General features: G+C 68.9%; 20 protein-coding genes. 13 read left to right on the forward strand and 7 right to left on the reverse strand.

What is annotated here, in order from left to right; genetic code table 11:
* Positions 1 to 6: 6 nt before the first annotated feature.
* Positions 7 to 300 (reverse strand): type II toxin-antitoxin system VapB family antitoxin, encoded by a 294-nt coding sequence (locus tag ACWF4Z_RS28585; RefSeq protein WP_452246245.1) that lies wholly within the window; start codon positions 298 to 300, stop codon positions 7 to 9.
* Between the two features lie 139 nt (positions 301 to 439).
* Here ACWF4Z_RS28585 and ACWF4Z_RS28590 point away from each other — a divergent pair, with 139 nt between their 5' ends.
* The 5 genes from ACWF4Z_RS28590 (at position 440) to ACWF4Z_RS28610 (ending at position 5,421) form a co-directional block, all read left to right on the forward strand.
* Positions 440 to 1,978 (forward strand): helicase HerA-like domain-containing protein, encoded by a 1,539-nt coding sequence (locus tag ACWF4Z_RS28590; RefSeq protein ID WP_452246246.1) that lies wholly within the window; start codon positions 440 to 442, stop codon positions 1,976 to 1,978.
* 213 nt (positions 1,979 to 2,191) lie between these two features.
* Positions 2,192 to 3,562, forward strand: coding sequence for a diguanylate cyclase (locus ACWF4Z_RS28595; protein ID WP_452246247.1), 1,371 nt, complete (start codon positions 2,192 to 2,194; stop codon positions 3,560 to 3,562).
* A gap of 64 nt (positions 3,563 to 3,626) precedes the next feature.
* Positions 3,627 to 4,154 (forward strand): SigE family RNA polymerase sigma factor, encoded by a 528-nt coding sequence (locus tag ACWF4Z_RS28600; protein ID WP_452246248.1) that lies wholly within the window; start codon positions 3,627 to 3,629, stop codon positions 4,152 to 4,154.
* Positions 4,151 to 4,720 carry a hypothetical protein gene (locus ACWF4Z_RS28605; protein WP_452246249.1) on the forward strand — a complete coding sequence of 190 codons (570 nt, stop codon included), beginning with the start codon at positions 4,151 to 4,153 and terminating at the stop codon, positions 4,718 to 4,720. The genes ACWF4Z_RS28600 and ACWF4Z_RS28605 overlap by 4 nt, the downstream gene beginning before the upstream one ends.
* Before the next feature lie 86 nt (positions 4,721 to 4,806).
* Positions 4,807 to 5,421, forward strand: a complete 615-nt coding sequence (locus ACWF4Z_RS28610; protein ID WP_452246250.1) for a hypothetical protein — start codon at positions 4,807 to 4,809, stop codon at positions 5,419 to 5,421.
* Between the two features lie 101 nt (positions 5,422 to 5,522).
* Here the strand turns inward: ACWF4Z_RS28610 and ACWF4Z_RS28615 are convergent, their stop codons facing one another.
* Complete coding sequence (locus ACWF4Z_RS28615) at positions 5,523 to 6,716, reverse strand: hypothetical protein (protein WP_452246251.1); 1,194 nt, start codon at positions 6,714 to 6,716, stop codon at positions 5,523 to 5,525.
* A gap of 155 nt (positions 6,717 to 6,871) precedes the next feature.
* Here ACWF4Z_RS28615 and ACWF4Z_RS28620 point away from each other — a divergent pair, with 155 nt between their 5' ends.
* Both ACWF4Z_RS28620 and ACWF4Z_RS28625 read left to right on the forward strand, forming a co-directional pair.
* Positions 6,872 to 7,387, forward strand: a complete 516-nt coding sequence (locus tag ACWF4Z_RS28620) for a SigE family RNA polymerase sigma factor (RefSeq protein ID WP_452246252.1) — start codon at positions 6,872 to 6,874, stop codon at positions 7,385 to 7,387.
* Positions 7,387 to 8,427, forward strand: coding sequence for a hypothetical protein (locus tag ACWF4Z_RS28625; RefSeq protein ID WP_452246253.1), 1,041 nt, complete (start codon positions 7,387 to 7,389; stop codon positions 8,425 to 8,427). The genes ACWF4Z_RS28620 and ACWF4Z_RS28625 overlap by 1 nt, the downstream gene beginning before the upstream one ends.
* 38 nt (positions 8,428 to 8,465) lie before the next feature.
* Here the strand turns inward: ACWF4Z_RS28625 and ACWF4Z_RS28630 are convergent, their stop codons facing one another.
* Together ACWF4Z_RS28630 and ACWF4Z_RS28635 are read right to left on the reverse strand one after the other, a co-directional pair.
* Entirely contained in the window at positions 8,466 to 8,969 is a 504-nt protein-coding gene (locus ACWF4Z_RS28630) for a DinB family protein (RefSeq protein ID WP_452246254.1), read from the reverse strand.
* Positions 8,966 to 9,760 carry a helix-turn-helix domain-containing protein gene (locus ACWF4Z_RS28635; protein WP_452246255.1) on the reverse strand — a complete coding sequence of 265 codons (795 nt, stop codon included), beginning with the start codon at positions 9,758 to 9,760 and terminating at the stop codon, positions 8,966 to 8,968. The genes ACWF4Z_RS28630 and ACWF4Z_RS28635 overlap by 4 nt, the downstream gene beginning before the upstream one ends.
* Positions 9,761 to 9,871: 111 nt before the next feature.
* On the opposite strand from ACWF4Z_RS28635, the gene ACWF4Z_RS28640 reads away from it, so the two are divergent.
* The 3 genes from ACWF4Z_RS28640 to ACWF4Z_RS28650 all read left to right on the forward strand — a co-directional run bounded on the left by ACWF4Z_RS28640 (position 9,872) and on the right by ACWF4Z_RS28650 (position 12,511).
* Positions 9,872 to 10,234 (forward strand): nuclear transport factor 2 family protein, encoded by a 363-nt coding sequence (locus ACWF4Z_RS28640; RefSeq protein ID WP_452246256.1) that lies wholly within the window; start codon positions 9,872 to 9,874, stop codon positions 10,232 to 10,234.
* A gap of 21 nt (positions 10,235 to 10,255) precedes the next feature.
* Complete coding sequence (locus tag ACWF4Z_RS28645; protein ID WP_452246257.1) at positions 10,256 to 11,683, forward strand: alpha/beta hydrolase; 1,428 nt, start codon at positions 10,256 to 10,258, stop codon at positions 11,681 to 11,683.
* An 84-nt stretch (positions 11,684 to 11,767) separates the two neighbouring features.
* Positions 11,768 to 12,511, forward strand: coding sequence for a phytanoyl-CoA dioxygenase family protein (locus tag ACWF4Z_RS28650; protein ID WP_452246258.1), 744 nt, complete (start codon positions 11,768 to 11,770; stop codon positions 12,509 to 12,511).
* Here ACWF4Z_RS28650 and ACWF4Z_RS28655 read toward each other — a convergent pair.
* Complete coding sequence (locus ACWF4Z_RS28655; RefSeq protein ID WP_452246259.1) at positions 12,503 to 13,360, reverse strand: aminoglycoside phosphotransferase family protein; 858 nt, start codon at positions 13,358 to 13,360, stop codon at positions 12,503 to 12,505. The genes ACWF4Z_RS28650 and ACWF4Z_RS28655 overlap by 9 nt on opposite strands.
* Before the next feature lie 89 nt (positions 13,361 to 13,449).
* Here ACWF4Z_RS28655 and ACWF4Z_RS28660 point away from each other — a divergent pair, with 89 nt between their 5' ends.
* From ACWF4Z_RS28660 to ACWF4Z_RS28670, 3 genes are all read left to right on the forward strand, one after another.
* Positions 13,450 to 14,265 (forward strand): methyltransferase domain-containing protein, encoded by an 816-nt coding sequence (locus ACWF4Z_RS28660; RefSeq protein ID WP_452246260.1) that lies wholly within the window; start codon positions 13,450 to 13,452, stop codon positions 14,263 to 14,265.
* 336 nt (positions 14,266 to 14,601) lie between these two features.
* Positions 14,602 to 14,739: a hypothetical protein gene (locus ACWF4Z_RS28665; RefSeq protein ID WP_452246261.1), complete on the forward strand. Its 138-nt coding sequence runs from the start codon at positions 14,602 to 14,604 to the stop codon at positions 14,737 to 14,739.
* Positions 14,732 to 15,484: a hypothetical protein gene (locus tag ACWF4Z_RS28670; RefSeq protein ID WP_452246262.1), complete on the forward strand. Its 753-nt coding sequence runs from the start codon at positions 14,732 to 14,734 to the stop codon at positions 15,482 to 15,484. The genes ACWF4Z_RS28665 and ACWF4Z_RS28670 overlap by 8 nt, the downstream gene beginning before the upstream one ends.
* A gap of 249 nt (positions 15,485 to 15,733) precedes the next feature.
* Here the strand turns inward: ACWF4Z_RS28670 and ACWF4Z_RS28675 are convergent, their stop codons facing one another.
* Entirely contained in the window at positions 15,734 to 16,057 is a 324-nt protein-coding gene (locus tag ACWF4Z_RS28675; protein ID WP_452246263.1) for a hypothetical protein, read from the reverse strand.
* Positions 16,054 to 16,272, reverse strand: coding sequence for a hypothetical protein (locus ACWF4Z_RS28680; protein ID WP_452246264.1), 219 nt, complete (start codon positions 16,270 to 16,272; stop codon positions 16,054 to 16,056). Before ACWF4Z_RS28680 ends, ACWF4Z_RS28675 begins: the two co-directional genes overlap by 4 nt.
* Between the last annotated feature and the right edge of the window lie 80 nt (positions 16,273 to 16,352).

A 16,352-nucleotide genomic window follows, 5' to 3' on the forward strand; every position in this document is an offset into this window, starting at 1 on the left:
ATGTGGTCAGTCCACGACCAAGACCCGGGCATGCAGGACCAGGCGCTGCTGCAGCGCCGCCCGGAGGGCGCGGTGCAGACCGTCCTCGAGGAACATCTCGCCCTTCCACTCCACGACGTGCGCGAACAGGTCGCCGTAGAAGGTGGAGTCCTCGTCGAGCAGCGCGTTCAGGTCGAGGGTGCCCTTGGTCGTGACGAGCTGGTCCAGCCGCACCTGCCGTGGCGGCAGAGCAGACCAGTCCTTCGGCTTGAGCCCGTGGTCCGGGTACGGCCGTTCCTCCCCGACGCGCTTGAAGATCACCCCCCGAAGTCTAGCGGGGTCGAAGGTCCAGCGAGAGGTCATAAACGTCACCGGAACAGTCCGGAACAAAGAGTCAACCTTTCGGATGAGTGCGACGTCATACCCAGGTTGTAGGAACGTGAGGTAATAGCATGCGGCCATGGCTGAGACAGGCGACGTCGTCGAGACCGTCAAGCAGGGCTACGCGTTCGAAGGGGCGGCGATCGAGCTCGGTGCGCTGCTGGTCGACGGCGAGCCGAAACCGGAGGCTGCGGTCCGGATCCCACTCGCGATGGTGAACCGGCACGGCCTGGTCGCCGGCGCCACCGGTACCGGGAAGACGAAGACGCTGCAGTTGATGGCCGAGCAGCTGTCCGCGGCCGGCGTGGCGGTGTTCGCCGCCGACATCAAGGGCGACCTGTCCGGTGTCTCGCAGCCGGGTGAGGGCAACGACAAGCTGCTGGCGCGGACCAAGTCGATCGGCCAGGACTGGACCGCGTCCGGCTTCCCGACCGAGTTCTACGCGCTCGGCGGGCAGGGCACCGGGATTCCGGTCCGGGCCACGATCACGTCGTTCGGGCCGGTGCTGTTGTCGAAGGTGCTCGGGCTGAACGAGGTCCAGGAGTCCTCGCTCGGGCTGATCTTCCACTACGCGGACAAGGCCGGGCTGATGTTGCTCGACCTGAAGGACCTCCGCGCAGTCATCCAGCACCTCACCTCCGACGAGGGCAAGGACGACCTGAAGGAGCTCGGCGGGCTGTCCGCCGCGACCGCCGGGGTGATCCTGCGGTCGTTGATCGGATTCGCCGACCAGGGCGCCGAGGCGTTCTTCGGGGAGCCCGAGTTCGACACCGCGGACCTGATGCAGCAGCGCGACGGCAAGGGCCTCATCTCGCTGCTCGAGCTGCCGAACCTGCAGGACCGGCCGGCGCTGTTCTCGACGTTCCTGATGTGGTTGCTGGCCGACCTGTTCCACGACCTGCCCGAGGTCGGCGACGTGGACAAGCCGAAGCTGGTGTTCTTCTTCGACGAGGCGCACCTGCTGTTCAACGACGCCTCGAAGGCGTTCCTGGACTCGATCGCGCAGACCGTCCGGCTGATCCGGTCGAAGGGTGTCGGCGTCTTCTTCGTGACCCAGACGCCGAAGGACGTGCCGGACGACGTCCTCGCGCAGCTCGGTTCGCGGGTGCAGCACCAGCTGCGGGCGCACACGCCGAACGACGCGAAGGCGCTGAAGGCAACGGTGTCGACGTTCCCGACTTCGTCGTACGACCTGGGTGAGGTGCTGACGCAGCTCGGGATCGGCGAGGCGATCGTGACCGTGATGAACGAGAAGGGCGCGCCGACGCCGGTGGCGTGGACCCGGCTGCGGGCGCCGCAGTCGCTGATGGCGCCCGCGTCCGCGGAGCAGCTGACGGCGTCGGTCCAGGCATCGCCGAACAACGCGAAGTACACCGCGGTGATCGACCGGGAGTCCGCGTACGAGAAGCTCGCAGCGGCGGTGCAGGCGGGGGCCGAGCAGGCCGAGGCCGAGAAGCAGCAGGCGCCCTCCGCGCCCGAGCCGAGGCCGCGGGCGCAGAAGCAGGAGAAGTCGATGGTCGAGCAGGTGGTGGGGTCGTCGGCGTTCAAGCAGTTCGCCCGCTCGGCCGGCCGGGAGATCGTCCGAGGACTGTTCGGAGCGGCCCGCAAGCGTCGCTGAGGATCTCTCTTTCTCTTCTCCTCTCCTGTGTTCTTCTTTTCCGAGAACTGCGGGTTCTCCCTGCTGCGCAAGGGAAAACCTGCGGGGGAGCCCGATTGATCGTTGATCAAACGACTGAATCCGGCGGCCGTTGTCGATCGTTTCCAACTCGTCATCGGTCGGCATGCCGTCGCGGATTGGGACGAGACGCTTACTCGTCGTACTGTGGTACGGATGGTTGCGCAGAGTAGGCGAGCGGTCCGTTCCTGGGCGCTGTGGACTTTGACGGTCCCGGCGTTCGCTCTCGTGGTGCTGGTCGACCTGGCCGCGATCGGATCCTGCGTTCAGGTCTTCACCGAGCTGCCGAGCTGGCGCGGACTGGACGTCGTCTTCGCGCTGACCGCGTCGGCGCTGATCTCGGTCGAAGGCGCCCGCCGGGTGGAGAACCGGCGTCGCCGTGGTGGCGCGCTGCACAAGGACCTCGCCCCGGCCTGGATGATCGCGGCCGCGATCATCCTGCACCCGGCGCTGGCGATCCTGGTCGCGGTTCTGCTCCGGATCTGGTGGCGGATCCGCGCCGGCAAGTGCATCCCGTACCGGTGGGCCTTCTCGACCGCGGTCTGCGTGCTCGCGGTCGGCGCCGCGCATGCGGTCTTCGTTTCGGCCCGCGAGCTCACCGGCGACAGCGGGCTCGGCCTGGCCGTCTCGATGGTGGCCGGCGCGCTGACGTACGTCGTGACCGACACCCTCCTGTGTGGGCTGGCGATCTCGCTGATCATTCCCGGCAGCAGCCGGCGGGAGGCGGTCGGCGGCCTGGACGACGTGCTGACGGATGTGACCGCCGCGACCCTCGGCTGCCTGCTCGCCGCGGCCTGCCTGATCAGCCCGTGGTTCGCGTTCGTGGCCATCCCGATCACTCTCACCGCGCAGCGGGCCTTGCTGCTCGGCCAACTGGAGTCCGAGGCACAGACGGATCCGAAGACCAGCCTGACCAGAGTCGACTGGTGGCGTCGCCGTACCGAGGAGATGTTGCGGACCTCGCGGACCCAGCGCGAGCCGATGGCGGTGCTGCTGATCGACATCGACCACTTCAAGGTGGTCAACGATCGGTACGGGCATCTGGTCGGCGACGAGGCACTCCGCGCGGTGGCGACGATTCTGCGTAGTGCGATCCGGGCGAAGGACGTGATCGGCCGGTTCGGCGGCGAGGAGTTCGTGATCGCGCTGCCCGACACCGGGATCGACGAGGCGACCGTGACCGCCGACCGGCTCCGCAACGCGGTGGCCGCGAGCCCCTTGGCCGCGATGTGCGCCGGCGTACTGGACGAGCCCGATCTGGACCCGGATACGTTCCGTCTGACCGTGTCGATCGGTGTGTCGATCTTCCCGTCCGACGGCAGCACCGTCGACGACCTGCTGCTCCGCGCCGACCGGGCCATGTATGCGGCGAAGGCCGCCGGTCGCAACCGGGTCCGGCTGGCCGCCGACGCCGTACCGCTCGCACGCTTCGCCGGCGCGATCCCAGCCTCAACCTCAGCCTCAACCTCAGCGCCCACCTCAGTCCCGGCCGACCCGGTCGCGGCGGCGCCGACCGATCGATCCTGACCTCGGCAGAACCTTTTGCCGGGTCACCGCGTCCTGAGTGATGAGGGCTGCGGACGGAGAGCGAATGGCGGAAGCGGGGAGTCGTGACGACGACTTCACGGCGTTTGTGCTGGCCAGGTCGGGACGGTTGCTGCACTTCGCGCGCATGTTGTGCGGCGACACCGGTTTGGCCGAGGATCTTGTGCAGACCGCGTTGGAGAAGGCGTACCTGCGGTGGGACCGGATCGAGATGGCCGACCCCTTCGGGTACGTCCGGCAGGCCGTGGTCAACCAGCACCTGTCCTGGGTACGACGACGGCCGTGGCGGGAACGGCCTAGCGGCGACGCAGCCGAGCTGGACCTCTACTTCGAGCGGACGCAGGCCGACGAGTCGGGCCGGGTTCATCAGCGGATGGCGATGGGTGCGGCGCTCGCGACGTTGACCCGTCGGGAGCGGGCGGTCGTCGTACTGCGGTATGTCGAGGATCTGACCGAGCGACAGACGGCCGCGGTTCTCGGGGTGGCGCTCGGCACGGTGAAGAGCGCGAACGCGCGAGCCCTGGACAAACTGCGGTCCGCGCCGGAGCTGAGCGGTGTGGGGGAGAGAGCATGAACGACGAACACCGGTCGGTGACCGAGGAAGAGATCCGCGTCGCGTTGGCGCCGGACGACGCCATCGCGCCGCTCGACCCGCATCGGGTCATCGCGGGGGCGCGCCGCCGCCGGAAGGTCCGTGGCGTGGCCACAGCGCTGGTGGCCTCCGCGGCGGTTGCTGTGGTCGCGGCGGCAGGAATCGTGGGGAGCAATCAGCTCCGGGGTGACGTACCTCAGCCGGCCCAGCCCGGTCCGCCCGCGCCCAGCGAGCCGGTCCCGAGAATTCCCACAGCGCCGACGGAGAGGCCGACCCAGACGCCGACACCGACGCCGACACAGACGCCGACACAGACGCCGACACAGACGCCGACACAGACGCCGACACCGACTCCGCTGCGGCCGACTCCGACGACCAATCAGACCCCGGTGCCGCCGCCGGCGGATCCCCGCACTCCGTCTCCTCGGGTCGGCCCGTCGGCTCCGCCTACCGGCACGCCCGATCCGCCGATCCCTCAGTCAGTGTCCAAGAACACGCCGGACAAGGTCCCCAACCCGCCGACCAGCGTTCCCAGCACGCCGCGCTGAGCAAAGTTCTGCTCAGGCAGAACCTTTTGTGCACAAGCCTGCGTCCTTCAGCCCGACCGAACGTCAAATAGGTGCGGAGGGCAACAATGAACGAAGCAGGCCGGAATCGGCGAGTCACCCGGCTGGTGCTGAGTGGGCTCGCGGCCGCGGCGGTGATCGGCGTCGCGGTGGCCGGTACGGCGATTGCCCGCAGCGGGGGCTCGGCGGCCGACGCAGCGGTCCGTGGCGGTCCGGTCGCGACGCCGTCAGTTGCCCAGACCCCACGGCCTGCGCCGACGGACACGCCGACCCGGAGCGCGGACGGACCGACGCCGGTGCCGGCCCCCACGCCGCGGCAGACGCCCACCTGCTACGAGCCGAACGTCCCGCCGACGGCGACGCAACCGCTGCCGGCGACTCCGCAACAGCCGAGGAAGGTGCCGACCGCGACCGCGACCCCGGTCGCGCCGTCCGCCTCGCCGTCAGTGCCGCATCCGGCCCCGCCAACCGACGAGTGCAGCCGGCCGGGCCCGGCGACCGTGCCGCCGACGCCGCAGCCGTACCCGACTCCGCGGCAGACCCCGAGCGTTCCGCCGACGATGCGGCCGCCGACGGCGACGCCGAGCCGTCCGCCGACGCCGCAGCCGGCGCCGACTCGCCCGCCGACGAAGGCGCCGCGACAGACGCCGATGCCACCGACGCCAAGCCCGATCGGTAAGTAGCCCGATCCCCAGGCCATCACAATCGGCCGCTCCGCGCGGCTCGCCGCAGCGGATCCCGCGGAGCGCGTGATTGTGATGGCCTGGAGATCGCAGTGGCCGGTTCAGCAGGCGGCGAAGGTGCCCGCGGCAATCCACGCCTTGGCGGCGTACATGCCGGCGTTCACCCGGAGCCAGACGTTGCTCGTGCCCTGCGATCCCGTCACGCTCTGGCCGGTGGTCTGGCACTCGACCGTCACCTGCGCCGACTTGCCGGCCATCCCGACGACCGCGCCGGAGGAGCTCGCCGAGTTCCGCAGGTTCAGGTAGCCGGACGAAATCGAGACCGTGCCACGGCCACCGTCGCCGGTCCACAGGTAGGTGACGTCCACGAAGCCGTTGTCCGACATCCCCAGCGCGTCCCAGAACGTCCCGTCGGCCAGGTCGATCCCGGCCGGGTTCGCGACCGTCCGGCCGAACTGGTCCTTCCGGCCGTTGTACCCGTCCTGGTACGCCGCCTGCGCCTCAGGCTTGCCCTGCGGTAGATCCTTCCACATCTCCCGGGTGGCACTCGGGTTCCAGTAGTCGTCCTTGGTGTTCCACGGGCCGACGTCCCACACCGGCTCGAACGCACACCGCGACGCCGTACAGACCTTGACCGAGTACGTACCGGACCCGTTCCCGGACAGTCCGCGGCGTGACGGCAGGGCGACGAAGTGATCGCGGCTCACGATCACGTGGCCGTTGGCCGTCGTACCGCCGACCAGGCCCTCGCGGGTGGCGAAGACGCGGGACTTCAGCGGCGCGGCCTGGACGGTCATCCGGCTCGGGTCCGCCTTGTCGGTGGGCTGGACGGTCAGGTCGCCGACCCATGGGTTCGCGCCGGCGGGCGGGGCACTGATGATGATTCGCAGCTGGACCTGGTCGGTGGCGCCGGCGAGTGCCGTCGGCGTACCGGCCGTGACTGCGGTCCACTCGGACCACCTGTCGTTGACCCACGCCCGTACGTCGACTTCCGCCGACGAACTGTCCGGCGTACCGGCTGTGTAGCCGACCACGACAGCTGAGGTGGCGGAGCCGAAGTGGACCGGGGCGAGCTCGGCCAGACCCGAGCGTTGCCTGATCTCGGTCGACCCGATCGCGGCGGGAGCGTCGCCGAGGATGATCCGGGTTCCCTCGAGCTTGACGTTGCTCGAGTCGGCGACGGCAGAGATCGCGACCGGATCCGGCACGGCGGCGGTGCTGGGCAAGGTTGCGGTAAAGATCGCGGCGGTCACGGCCAGACAGGCGGCGAGCGCGGCAGGACGACTGATACGCATGGGTGGAACCTCCGGGGCGGTGAGGCTGTGTGCACCCAATGTGACAAACAAACACTGCCTATGTATAGCCCGTGAATTAATTTCTCCTTTCCGGACAGAACCCGATCGGTCACTCAACGGGTTTGGACCGGTGTGACAGAGGCAGAGGAGATTCGATGACTCGGACCGCGGACGCCGATTTCGAGCGCTTCGTGTTGGCGCAGTCGACCCCCTTGCTCCGCTTCGCGGAGATGCTGTGCGGCGATCGGCACACCGCCGAGGACCTGGTGCAGCAAGCGTTGATGCGGTCCTATCCGAAATGGCACCGGCTGAGCGGTGACCCGTTGCGCTACGTACGACGGGTGCTGGTCAACCGATTCCTCTCCCAGGCCCGCCGGCGCTGGAACAACGAAGTACCCAGCGATCCGGTGCAGAACGATTGGGACCAGCGAGCGGTGGCGGACTTCGCCGGGGAGGTGCAGACCAGGGAGGCCGTGCTCTCGGCCCTGTCTGGTCTCACCGTCCGGGAGAGAGCCGTGGTCGCGCTGCGCTACTCGCAGGATCTCTCCGAGGCCGAGACCGCCGAACTGCTCGGCATGGCACCCGGGACCGTCAAGAGCACGGCCTCCCGGGCGCTGGCCAAGCTGCGTCTGGCACCCGACCTGATCGATACCGGAGTTGGAGGAAACTGATGAGTGACGAGCAGCGCCTACGAAACGCTCTCGCGTACGACCTGGAGCCGTGGCAGCCCGACAGTGCCGACCTGATGCGGCGCGGCACGCGGTTGACCTGGGTTCGCCGTGGACTGGCGGCGGCGGGTGTCACCGCCCTGGCCGGGACCGTTGCGACGGTGTCCGCCGCGGTCGGGGGACCTGCCCCCGTGAAGGACTTGCTGTCCGGCGGTGGCAAGCCACCGGTGCCGACCGTGGTCCCGTCGGTTCCGAAGCCGTCGGTCGACCCGACGTGCCTGCCGAAGGTGCCCGGCAAGCCGGCGCTGCCGAAGGTGACCGTCTCGGTGAACAAGACAATCGACCCGAACAGCCTGCCGACGACGAAGCCGTCGTTGCCTGGCAAGCCCAACCTGCCGGGCAGCGTGCCGACCTTCCACCCGTCGTTGCCTGGCAAGCCCAACCTGCCGAGCACGCCGAACCTGCCGGGTAAGCCGTCGATCCCGACCAGTAGGCCGTCGCTGCCGTCGGGTCACCCGAGCCTGCCGGGGAAGCCGACCTTCCCGACCACGAAGCCCACGCTGCCGTCCAAGCCCAGCTTCCCGACGACCAAGCCGACGCTGCCGGGCAAGCCGACGCTGCCGACAACCAAGCCGTCGCTCCCGACGAAGCCGTCCCTCCCGGCCAAGCCTTCGCTGCCGACGGGTAAGCCGAGCCTGCCGTCGACGAAGCTGCCGAACGTGCCGGTCGAGCCGGTCCCGACCGCGCTGCCCGACTGTGTGCACGGCGTACCGACCGACAAGCCGACCGCGCCGGGCCCGAAGCCGTCGCTGCCGTCCCTGCCGGCCAAGCCGTCGCTGCCGACGGTCAAGCCGTCCGCGCCGAAGCCGGCCGTCCCGACGGTGAAGGTCTCCGGTGGCGTCACGATCACCGTCGACCCGGGCAAGCAGCACCAGCAGCCGTCCTTCCCGACGACCAAGCCGACCATTCCGACGAAGCCCGGCATCCCCACGCCGAGCTTCCCCACCGCGTTCCCCACCGGTCATCCCTCCTCGATCCGGTAAGGAACGCGACCACCGGCGAGTAGGTCACCCCCCCTGCCCTACTCGCCGGTGACCCCATCGGTCAGTTCCCGGACGACGTCCAGGTGCCCGGCATGTCGCGCGTACTCCTCCAACACGTGGAAGAGAATCCAGTTCAGCGTCGGGCGGTCGTCCGCCCCGAACCGTCCACCGACCGCACCTAGCGCGGCCGGGTCGGCTCCGGTCACCAACTGCCGCGTGATCGCACCGCCTGCGTGCAGCCGACCGAGCAAGTCCGCGAGCGTCTCGTCCTCGCGCACCGACCAGGCTCCATCCGGGTCGCCGCCCGAATCACCCCACGGCTCGTCGACCTGTTCGCCGGCGAATCCCCAGCGCAGCCAGCGCCGCTCCATGAACACCAGATGCTTCAGCAACTCCAGCGGCGTCCACCCTGATGGCAGTGGGCTCGTCCGCAAGCCGGCCTCGTCCAGTCCGGACAACTTCGTCTCGATGATCCCGCGATACCGGTCGAGATATTGCAGATGCAGCTCGATCGTGTCGGCGGTCTCGCGCGCCGGATTCATCCCAACTCCCTGAGGTACTCGGTGGTTCGGTCGTCGGCGGGATAGAAGGACTCGATCATCAGCTCGGAGACGGTGACGTCGAGCGGGGTGCCGAAGGTGGCGATCGTGGTGAGCAGCGAGAGCTCGTTCCCGTTGTGTGTCAGCCGGAACGGTACGACGACCTCGGCCGGCCCGGGGTGGGTCGGTGCGTCGTCCACGGCGTACGCGCGGAGTTCGTCGTACAGGTCCTGGAGCTCGGGGTCGGCAGTGGCGGCGGCCTGGCGTTGCAGGCCGGCGAGGGCGCTGGCGCGGACCTCGGCGAGGTTGGCGATCCGGCGGGCCAGGCCGTCCGGGTGCAGGGTCAGCCGGAGCGCGTTGATCGGTGCCTGAAGCAACTTTTCGTCGACGTCGTCGGTGAAGAGCCGAAGGCCGGCGTTCGCCTCGACGACGTTCCACCAGCGGTCGACCACCAACGCTGGATACGGTTCGTGGGCCTTGAGCAGCCGTCGCAGCGCGGCCCGGACCGCGAGCATCGCGGGTGAGTGCAGCGACGCCTCGCTGTAGACAGGCGCGAATCCGCCGGCCAGCAGCAGTTGATTGCGATCGCGCAGCGGTACGTCGAGATGCTCCGCCAGCCGCAGCACCATCTCGCGACTCGGCCGGGACCGCCCGGTCTCGACGAAGCTCACGTGCCGGGTGGACACGTCGACCCGGTTCGCCAGCTCCAACTGGCTCAGCCGGCGACGCTCCCGCCAACCGCGCAGAAGCTCACCCACAGGACGCTGGAACGTCTCCTCGATCGTCGCTGCCATGGTCCGACCGTAACCGCTGCCGTAGACAACGCCATTACCTCCGACGTCATCGACCAGATTCGGCCTGCGGCGGCAAGGTTCTCGGCATCAACACTCCGAGGAGGAGACACCATGAACGCCAACGCTCTCGCCGACCAGTACTTCGCGCTGTGGAACACCACCGACGCCGACCGCCGCGCCGAGCTGATCGCCGGCACCTGGACCGAGCACGCCACCTTCGTCGACCCGAGCTTCGAGACCAACGGTCACGACGAGCTGAACAAGCTGATCGGCGCCGCGCAGCAGATGTTCCCCGGCCTGTCCTTCGTCCGCGTCGGCGACATCGACGAGCACCACACCTATTTGCGCTGGACCTGGTTCCTGCAGGCGGAAGGGCAGGAACCCGTGGCCGGAGGGACCGACATCGTGGTCCTCACCGAGGACCGAAAGATCCAGAAGCTCATCGGCTTCCACGATTTCGCCCCGGAGCACTGACTCCGGCCTAGATTGGTCCCCATGTGGAAATCGTTGACTGTGACAACGGTTGTGGGGGCCCTGGTGTTCGCGGCGGCGCCCGCGAGTACGGCGACCGCGACTGCCGCCGGCCTCGACTGGGCGCCCTGCAAACCCGACGCGGTCGAGCTTTGCGCCAATCTGACCGTGCCGCTCGACTGGTCGAAACCGACCGGTAAGACGACGACGATCTTCGTCTCGAAGGTCCCGGCCAAGGATCAGGCGCACAAGCTCGGTGCGTTGTTCTTCAACCCTGGCGGTCCGGGTGGAGCCGGCGGCACGCTGTTCGCCAACGGTCTGGCCGATCTGTTCGCGCCGCAGTTCCGGGATCGCTACGACCTGGTGAGCTTCGACCCGCGGGGCACCGGCAACAGCAGCTCGCTGGACTGCGGTCCGAACCTGCGCCCCGGCGTACCCGTGTTCCCGAAGACCAAGGCGCAGTACGACGCGATGGTCGCGTCCAGCCGTGCCACCGGTCTGCAGTGCATCAAGCAGCACGGCGAGCTGATGCGCAACCTCGACACCCGGACCGCGGCCCGGGACATGGACGCGATTCGGGCGGGGCTGGGCGAGCAGAAGCTCAACTACCTCGGCATCTCGTACGGATCCTACCTGGGCACGACCTATGCGCAACTGTTCCCGCGGCGGGTCGGGCGGATGGTGCTCGACGGGATTCTCGATCACGCGCAGGGCTCGACGAAGCTGATGCTCGACGAGGCGAAGCAGATGGAAGGCGGCTTCAACCGCTTCATCGCCTGGTGTGACCAGGACGCCTCGTGCGCACTGCACGGGCAGGACGTCGGCGCACTCTGGGACGCGACGGTCCGCAAGGCCGACAAGACTCCGCTGACCGGGCCCAACGGGCCGGTGAGCGGGGACACGCTCCGGATGGCGTTGCCGTCGATGCTGCCGTCGCTGGCCTTGTTCGGCAACAACTTCGCCGACCTCGCGACCGCGCTGGCCAAGGCCGCGAAGGGTGACGGCAGCGACTTCGCCGCGGCGAGCTACGTCGGCGATCCCGAGACCACGTACACCGCCGTCTCGTGCATGGATCTGCCCGGCGAGATCAAGGGGTACGCCGACGCCCGCGCACGGCTCGCACTCGCGAACGTGGTCGCACCCCGCGTCGGTGCGGCGGTCGAGGGATGGGCGACCGCGGCCGCTTGCTCCGGCTGGCCGATCCCGCCGAGCAACGCGTGGAAGCCGACGCCGGTGCACGGCGTGCCGCCGATCCTGATCACCTCGACGTCGAACGACCCGTCGACGCCGCTGACCGGTGCCAAGAGCCTCGCGCGGCAGATCGACAACAGCAAGCTGTTCGTCGCGAAGAACACCTACGGGCACACGGCGTTCCTGAACTCGGAGTGCGCACGGGACGCGATCTCGACGTACCTGCTGGAGGGGAAGCTGCCGGCAGGCAGGGGGTGCTAGGTCAAGGAAGGAAAGAGAACGGGGGGTGGGCAGGGGCTGTTAATTCGGTGGAGGTGAGCGGCGGCCGGGCGCAGCATGGAGGGCATGCTCACCGACGAAGAGCTGAAGATCTTTGAGCGGGACGGGATCGTGAAGCTCCCGGCCGCCTTCTCCACCGAGGACGCCGCGCGGATGCGGGAGGTGTTGTGGAAGGAGCTGTCCGCCCGGCACGGGATGGATCGCAACGACCGGTCGACCTGGACGACGCTGCGGCCGGTCGGGCTGAAGACCACCAAGTCGTCCCGCGGGGCGCTCGCCGCGATGGGACCGCGGGTGCGATCGGCGCTCGACGGGCTGCTCGGCCAGTGGATCGAGCCTCGGCATCAAGGGCAGGTCCTCGTCACGATGCCGGAGGGTGTGCCGTGGGCGGTGCCGCATCGCCAGTGGCACACCGACGTGGGCTACGAGGAGCCGCCCGAGGCCGTGAAGCTCTGGGCGCTGATCGGCGACCTCGTCCCGGGTGGCGGCGGGACACCGCAGGTCGCGGGCTCGCACAAGGTGATCGAGCGGTTCTTGACCACCGCCGCTGAGCGGGAGTTCAAGGCTGTGCGGGACGCCGTACTGCGGTCGGATCCGTGGTTCCGCAACCTGACCTCGGAGGAGCGGTCGGTAGACCCGATGGAGCCGGCCGACGTCGACGGTCTGCCGGTTCGCGTGGTTGAGCTCACCGGTCAGGCCGGTGACGTGTTCCTGACCCATCCGTGGATCCTGCACTCGATCGCACCCAACGCGGCCGACACGCCCCGGATGATGCGCAGCCGCTTCATTTACAAGGCTTCTTCAGCCTGAGAGGGCCTTGATCAGGCGGGCGCAACGGACCGGATCCTCGGTCAGGCCGGCGTCCAAGCCGTACAGCCAGTAGTCGACCGTTCGCCAGATCACCCAGTCGCGCGCCCGGTCCCGGTCCAGACCGGCTTCGCGGACCGCCAGCTCGAAGTACGGGACGATGTCGGCCATCTTGTCGAGGTCCCACCACAGGACGCGACCGAGGTCGAACTCGATATCGCCGCGGTACAGCAGCGGGTCGACGGTCAACCACGCCTCCCGGTGCCCCGCGAGTACCTGAGCGGAGTGGAAGTCGCCGTTGACCGCGGCCGTCGACGTGGTCTCGGTCGGGGCGACGTCCAGGGCCTCGCGCAGGATCGCGGCGTCGAACGGCCGGGCGAGCCGCTCCCACTGTGGCTCCAGCTCGGCCGATCGCGTCCGCACGATCTCGTCGGTCGAGCGCGCGTCGTCCGGTCCGGGCACGGCGAGCCTGCGCATCAGCTGCCCGAGTACGGCGATCACCTCGTCGATCGGCCGGGTCGACAGCGGCGTCGACAACCGCTCGAGCAACATCGCCCCGGCTGCTACGTCGGCGTCGTACAGGATGGCCATCCCGCGGCCGTCCCACCATGTCAGCGCACGGGCCTGCTGCGTGATCTCGTCTCCGGGCAGCGACATCCGCAGTACGAGCGCCAGGTCGTCCTGGACAACCGGAACGACGATCGCGTTCGACCCGTGCACGACCGGGCCGTCGATGGTGAGGTTCCAGCGGCGGCACTGATCGTCGACGGCCTGGGGCAGTGACGCCAGCCACGCCCGCCCTTCGGTCCACCAGCGGGGCATCCGGAGGAACGTCTCGGGCAGCTCGATCACCCTGCGACGGTAGCGGGGCAACCCGGGGCAGCGCGCCCGGATTTCCAAATGCCCTCCCGGTATGAGGGATGGCGGACCATGATGTGGGCATGGGCGGAGAAGTTGAGCTGGGCGAGGTCGAGACGGACGGGTTGCAGTTCGACCCGGAGGTGTCGCGACAGATCGAGGCGATGTACACGACACCGGACGTGGTCGAGCAGCGGCGGGTGGTCCGGGCAGCGCTCGCCTTGCGGCCGGGTGACCGGGTGCTGGACGTCGGCGTCGGGCCCGGGTTGCTGGCGGCGGAGATGGCCGCCGAGGTCGGGACGACCGGGCGGATCTGCGGGATCGACATCAGCGACAGCATGCTGGCCATCGCGAGTACGCGCGCCGACGGACCGGACGGGCCCGGAATCGAGCTCGAGGCGGCGACAGTCGCGCGGATCCCGCATCCGATCGAGAGTTTCGACGTGGTCGTGTCCACGCAGGTCTTCGAGTACGTCGACGACGTGGCGGGCGCCCTGGACGAGGTACGACGGGTGCTGCGGCCCGCGGGTCGCGTCGTCCTGCTCGACACCGACTGGGGATCGGTGGTGTGGCGGTCGAGCGACGACGCGCGGATGGCGCGGGTGCTGACGGCGTTCGAGGACCATCTGGTCGATCCGCATCTGCCCCGGACGATGGCCGACGTACTGGACAAGTCCGGTTTCACGCTGACCCATCAGCAGGTCGTGCCGATCCTCAACACAGGGTACGACGATCGCACGTACAGCGCGGGTCTGATCGACATCGTGGCCCGGTTCGTGCCCGGTCATGGTGGCATCACCGCGGACGAGGCGCAGGCGTGGGCCGATGATCTGCGCGGGCTCGGGGCCGGCTACTTCTTCAGCTTGAACCGCTACCTGTTCGTGGCGTCGGCCCTGTAGCGGCCCGGCGGCCGAGGCACCGAGCTCGGCGAGCGCATCCTGGGAGAGATGCGCCCGCCGGACCGGTCGTTCTCCCGCCCCTCAGTGGGAGAACTCGCGGCTCGGTGAACACCACCCATGCCCGAATGGCTTTGACCGAACCGCGGGACCACCTAGAGGTACCCCACTCACGCCGATCCCACACCCCCCGGCGCGCGGGACGAACAGAAAACCTTACGTTCCCCGAACCTTGGATGCCCAGAAGTCCCTCGACCCATGGCCTGCGGGCGTCTTACGCTGGACGGCGATTTCGCGTGCCAAGGGGAGCACGCGGACGTCAAGGGGGAAGGACGCGCAATGCCGGAAGTGTTCGACGACGAACTGACCGACGCCGACCTGGACGAGCTGGAGGCGCTGGGGGCTGCGGAGGACGCGGACGCGATCCTCGCGGCGGGCTTCGGGGCAGCCCGGGCGATCGGGGAAGAAGATGCCTGAGGCAAGGATCTCGTGGCGGGGCTGGACGATGAACCAGCGGACCGTCGCGATGGTGGAGGCGGCCGAGGGGATCTACCACTCGAAGTTCGCGATCCTGCAAGGCTCGTACAACAAGGGCGGGGTGGAGGCGTCGTCCGGCACCCATGACGGGGGCGGGGCGGTCGACATCGACGTCCGGACCAAGAGCGCCGCGCAGCGGGTCGCGGTGGTGACGGCGCTGCGGAAGGTCGGGTTCGCCGCCTGGCTGCGGACGCCGTCGCAGGGCAACTGGCCGTATCACGTGCACGCGATCGCGGTCGGCGACAAGGATCTGTCCCGGGGTGCGGCGACGCAGGTCGTCGAGTACCACCACAAGCGGAACGGGCTGGCCAACCGCGGCAAGGACGACGGGCCGGCCGGGTTCTACGGGATGACCTGGGAGCTGTACCTGAAGGGGCATCCGCCGAAGGAGCCCGTGCCGGACTCGACCATCTCGCTGGCCGCGATGGCGTACGCGCGGACCCATGACGTGATGACCGGGGTGTGGGGAGCCGATCGGGCCCGGGTGATCGCCTGGGCGGCCCACCCGAAGGTCGGCGCGATCACCAAGGCCGAAACCGTCCCAGCGGCGGGGGTCTCGAAGCACCTGCACTTCCAGCGAGTGATCCGCGCCGTCCAGCTCCACTTCAAGCTAGAGGTCACCGGCATCTTCAACACCTCAGTAGCCGCCGTAATGAAACGCTACGGCTACAAAATAGTCGCCTGACCCGACCCCCACGCCAGGCCATCACCACCCAATTTGCCTGGCCAGCCCACCAGATCGGGGGTTTGTGACCCAGGTTCCGGGTCACAAACCCCTGACTTGGTGGGCTGACCCACCAAACGACAAAGCCCCACCGGTAGCAGCCGGTGGGGCCTTGGTGGTCCACTACCGCCCGGGCATTCCCGGTGCAGCTGTGGAGGTGGAGAGCGGAACCGACGCCGATGCAGGGGTCAAGACGTCAGCTCCGCTTGTCTATGGAGTTGTCTGCGCAACTTTCTGGGCAACTTTCTGGGCCTGGTACAGCTCCAGCTGACCCAGCGCCGCCGGGGTACCGACCGCCCCGAGGTGGTTCATCGTCGGTACGACGACCGCCCGGACGTCGGACCGCTTCACTTCCTCGAGCAGTGCGTGGAATGCCGCGGACTCGGCCGCATCGCGCTCGGTGTAGACGGTGCCGAGGGTGAACCCCTCGGCCGTGGCGAAGGCGACGAGTGAATCCGTCGCCGCGGCCAGCTCCTCCGCGCAGCTCAGCGCGTCGGCCCGTACGTACCCGAGCAGCGTCGGCCGGGTGGTCATCGCCCTGGCTCCACCATGGTGTCGCCGCGGCCGCCGCTCAGGGTGTCGGCGAGCACTGGCTCGCTGGTCACCCGGCAGGAGGCGAAGCGCCGCCGCATGGCTTCCTCGTACTGTGCTGCCTGCTCCGCGCCGGCGGTGTGGTCCGCGATCGGGTGAGCGCCGAACCAGACCCGCACCCGGCGGTGCATAGCGGGGGTTTCGAGCGTCTCGGGCATCAGCGGTCCTTCTGCAGTGGTGTCGGTGCCCCGGACGGCTTTGTCCGGTGCTGAGAAAAGAACACCTCACCGGGACCGTG

This window comes from Kribbella sp. NPDC055071 (assembly GCF_053608045.1).

What these genes read in the sequence shown, in the direction of transcription:
- ACWF4Z_RS28670 (WP_452246262.1), top strand. Translation starts at nt 14,732, where the DNA reads ATGCCTGAGGCAAGGATCTCGTGGCGGGGCTGGACGATGAACCAGCGG.
- ACWF4Z_RS28675 (WP_452246263.1), bottom strand. Translation starts at nt 16,057, where the DNA reads ATGACCACCCGGCCGACGCTGCTCGGGTACGTACGGGCCGACGCGCTG.
- ACWF4Z_RS28660 (WP_452246260.1), top strand. Translation starts at nt 13,450, where the DNA reads ATGGGCGGAGAAGTTGAGCTGGGCGAGGTCGAGACGGACGGGTTGCAG.
- ACWF4Z_RS28640 (WP_452246256.1), top strand. Translation starts at nt 9,872, where the DNA reads ATGAACGCCAACGCTCTCGCCGACCAGTACTTCGCGCTGTGGAACACC.
- ACWF4Z_RS28680 (WP_452246264.1), bottom strand. Translation starts at nt 16,272, where the DNA reads ATGCCCGAGACGCTCGAAACCCCCGCTATGCACCGCCGGGTGCGGGTC.
- ACWF4Z_RS28595 (WP_452246247.1), top strand. Translation starts at nt 2,192, where the DNA reads ATGGTTGCGCAGAGTAGGCGAGCGGTCCGTTCCTGGGCGCTGTGGACT.
- ACWF4Z_RS28645 (WP_452246257.1), top strand. Translation starts at nt 10,256, where the DNA reads ATGTGGAAATCGTTGACTGTGACAACGGTTGTGGGGGCCCTGGTGTTC.
- ACWF4Z_RS28610 (WP_452246250.1), top strand. Translation starts at nt 4,807, where the DNA reads ATGAACGAAGCAGGCCGGAATCGGCGAGTCACCCGGCTGGTGCTGAGT.
- ACWF4Z_RS28615 (WP_452246251.1), bottom strand. Translation starts at nt 6,716, where the DNA reads ATGCGTATCAGTCGTCCTGCCGCGCTCGCCGCCTGTCTGGCCGTGACC.
- ACWF4Z_RS28605 (WP_452246249.1), top strand. Translation starts at nt 4,151, where the DNA reads ATGAACGACGAACACCGGTCGGTGACCGAGGAAGAGATCCGCGTCGCG.
- ACWF4Z_RS28650 (WP_452246258.1), top strand. Translation starts at nt 11,768, where the DNA reads ATGCTCACCGACGAAGAGCTGAAGATCTTTGAGCGGGACGGGATCGTG.
- ACWF4Z_RS28630 (WP_452246254.1), bottom strand. Translation starts at nt 8,969, where the DNA reads ATGAATCCGGCGCGCGAGACCGCCGACACGATCGAGCTGCATCTGCAA.
- ACWF4Z_RS28635 (WP_452246255.1), bottom strand. Translation starts at nt 9,760, where the DNA reads ATGGCAGCGACGATCGAGGAGACGTTCCAGCGTCCTGTGGGTGAGCTT.
- ACWF4Z_RS28590 (WP_452246246.1), top strand. Translation starts at nt 440, where the DNA reads ATGGCTGAGACAGGCGACGTCGTCGAGACCGTCAAGCAGGGCTACGCG.
- ACWF4Z_RS28620 (WP_452246252.1), top strand. Translation starts at nt 6,872, where the DNA reads ATGACTCGGACCGCGGACGCCGATTTCGAGCGCTTCGTGTTGGCGCAG.
- ACWF4Z_RS28665 (WP_452246261.1), top strand. Translation starts at nt 14,602, where the DNA reads ATGCCGGAAGTGTTCGACGACGAACTGACCGACGCCGACCTGGACGAG.
- ACWF4Z_RS28625 (WP_452246253.1), top strand. Translation starts at nt 7,387, where the DNA reads ATGAGTGACGAGCAGCGCCTACGAAACGCTCTCGCGTACGACCTGGAG.
- ACWF4Z_RS28600 (WP_452246248.1), top strand. Translation starts at nt 3,627, where the DNA reads ATGGCGGAAGCGGGGAGTCGTGACGACGACTTCACGGCGTTTGTGCTG.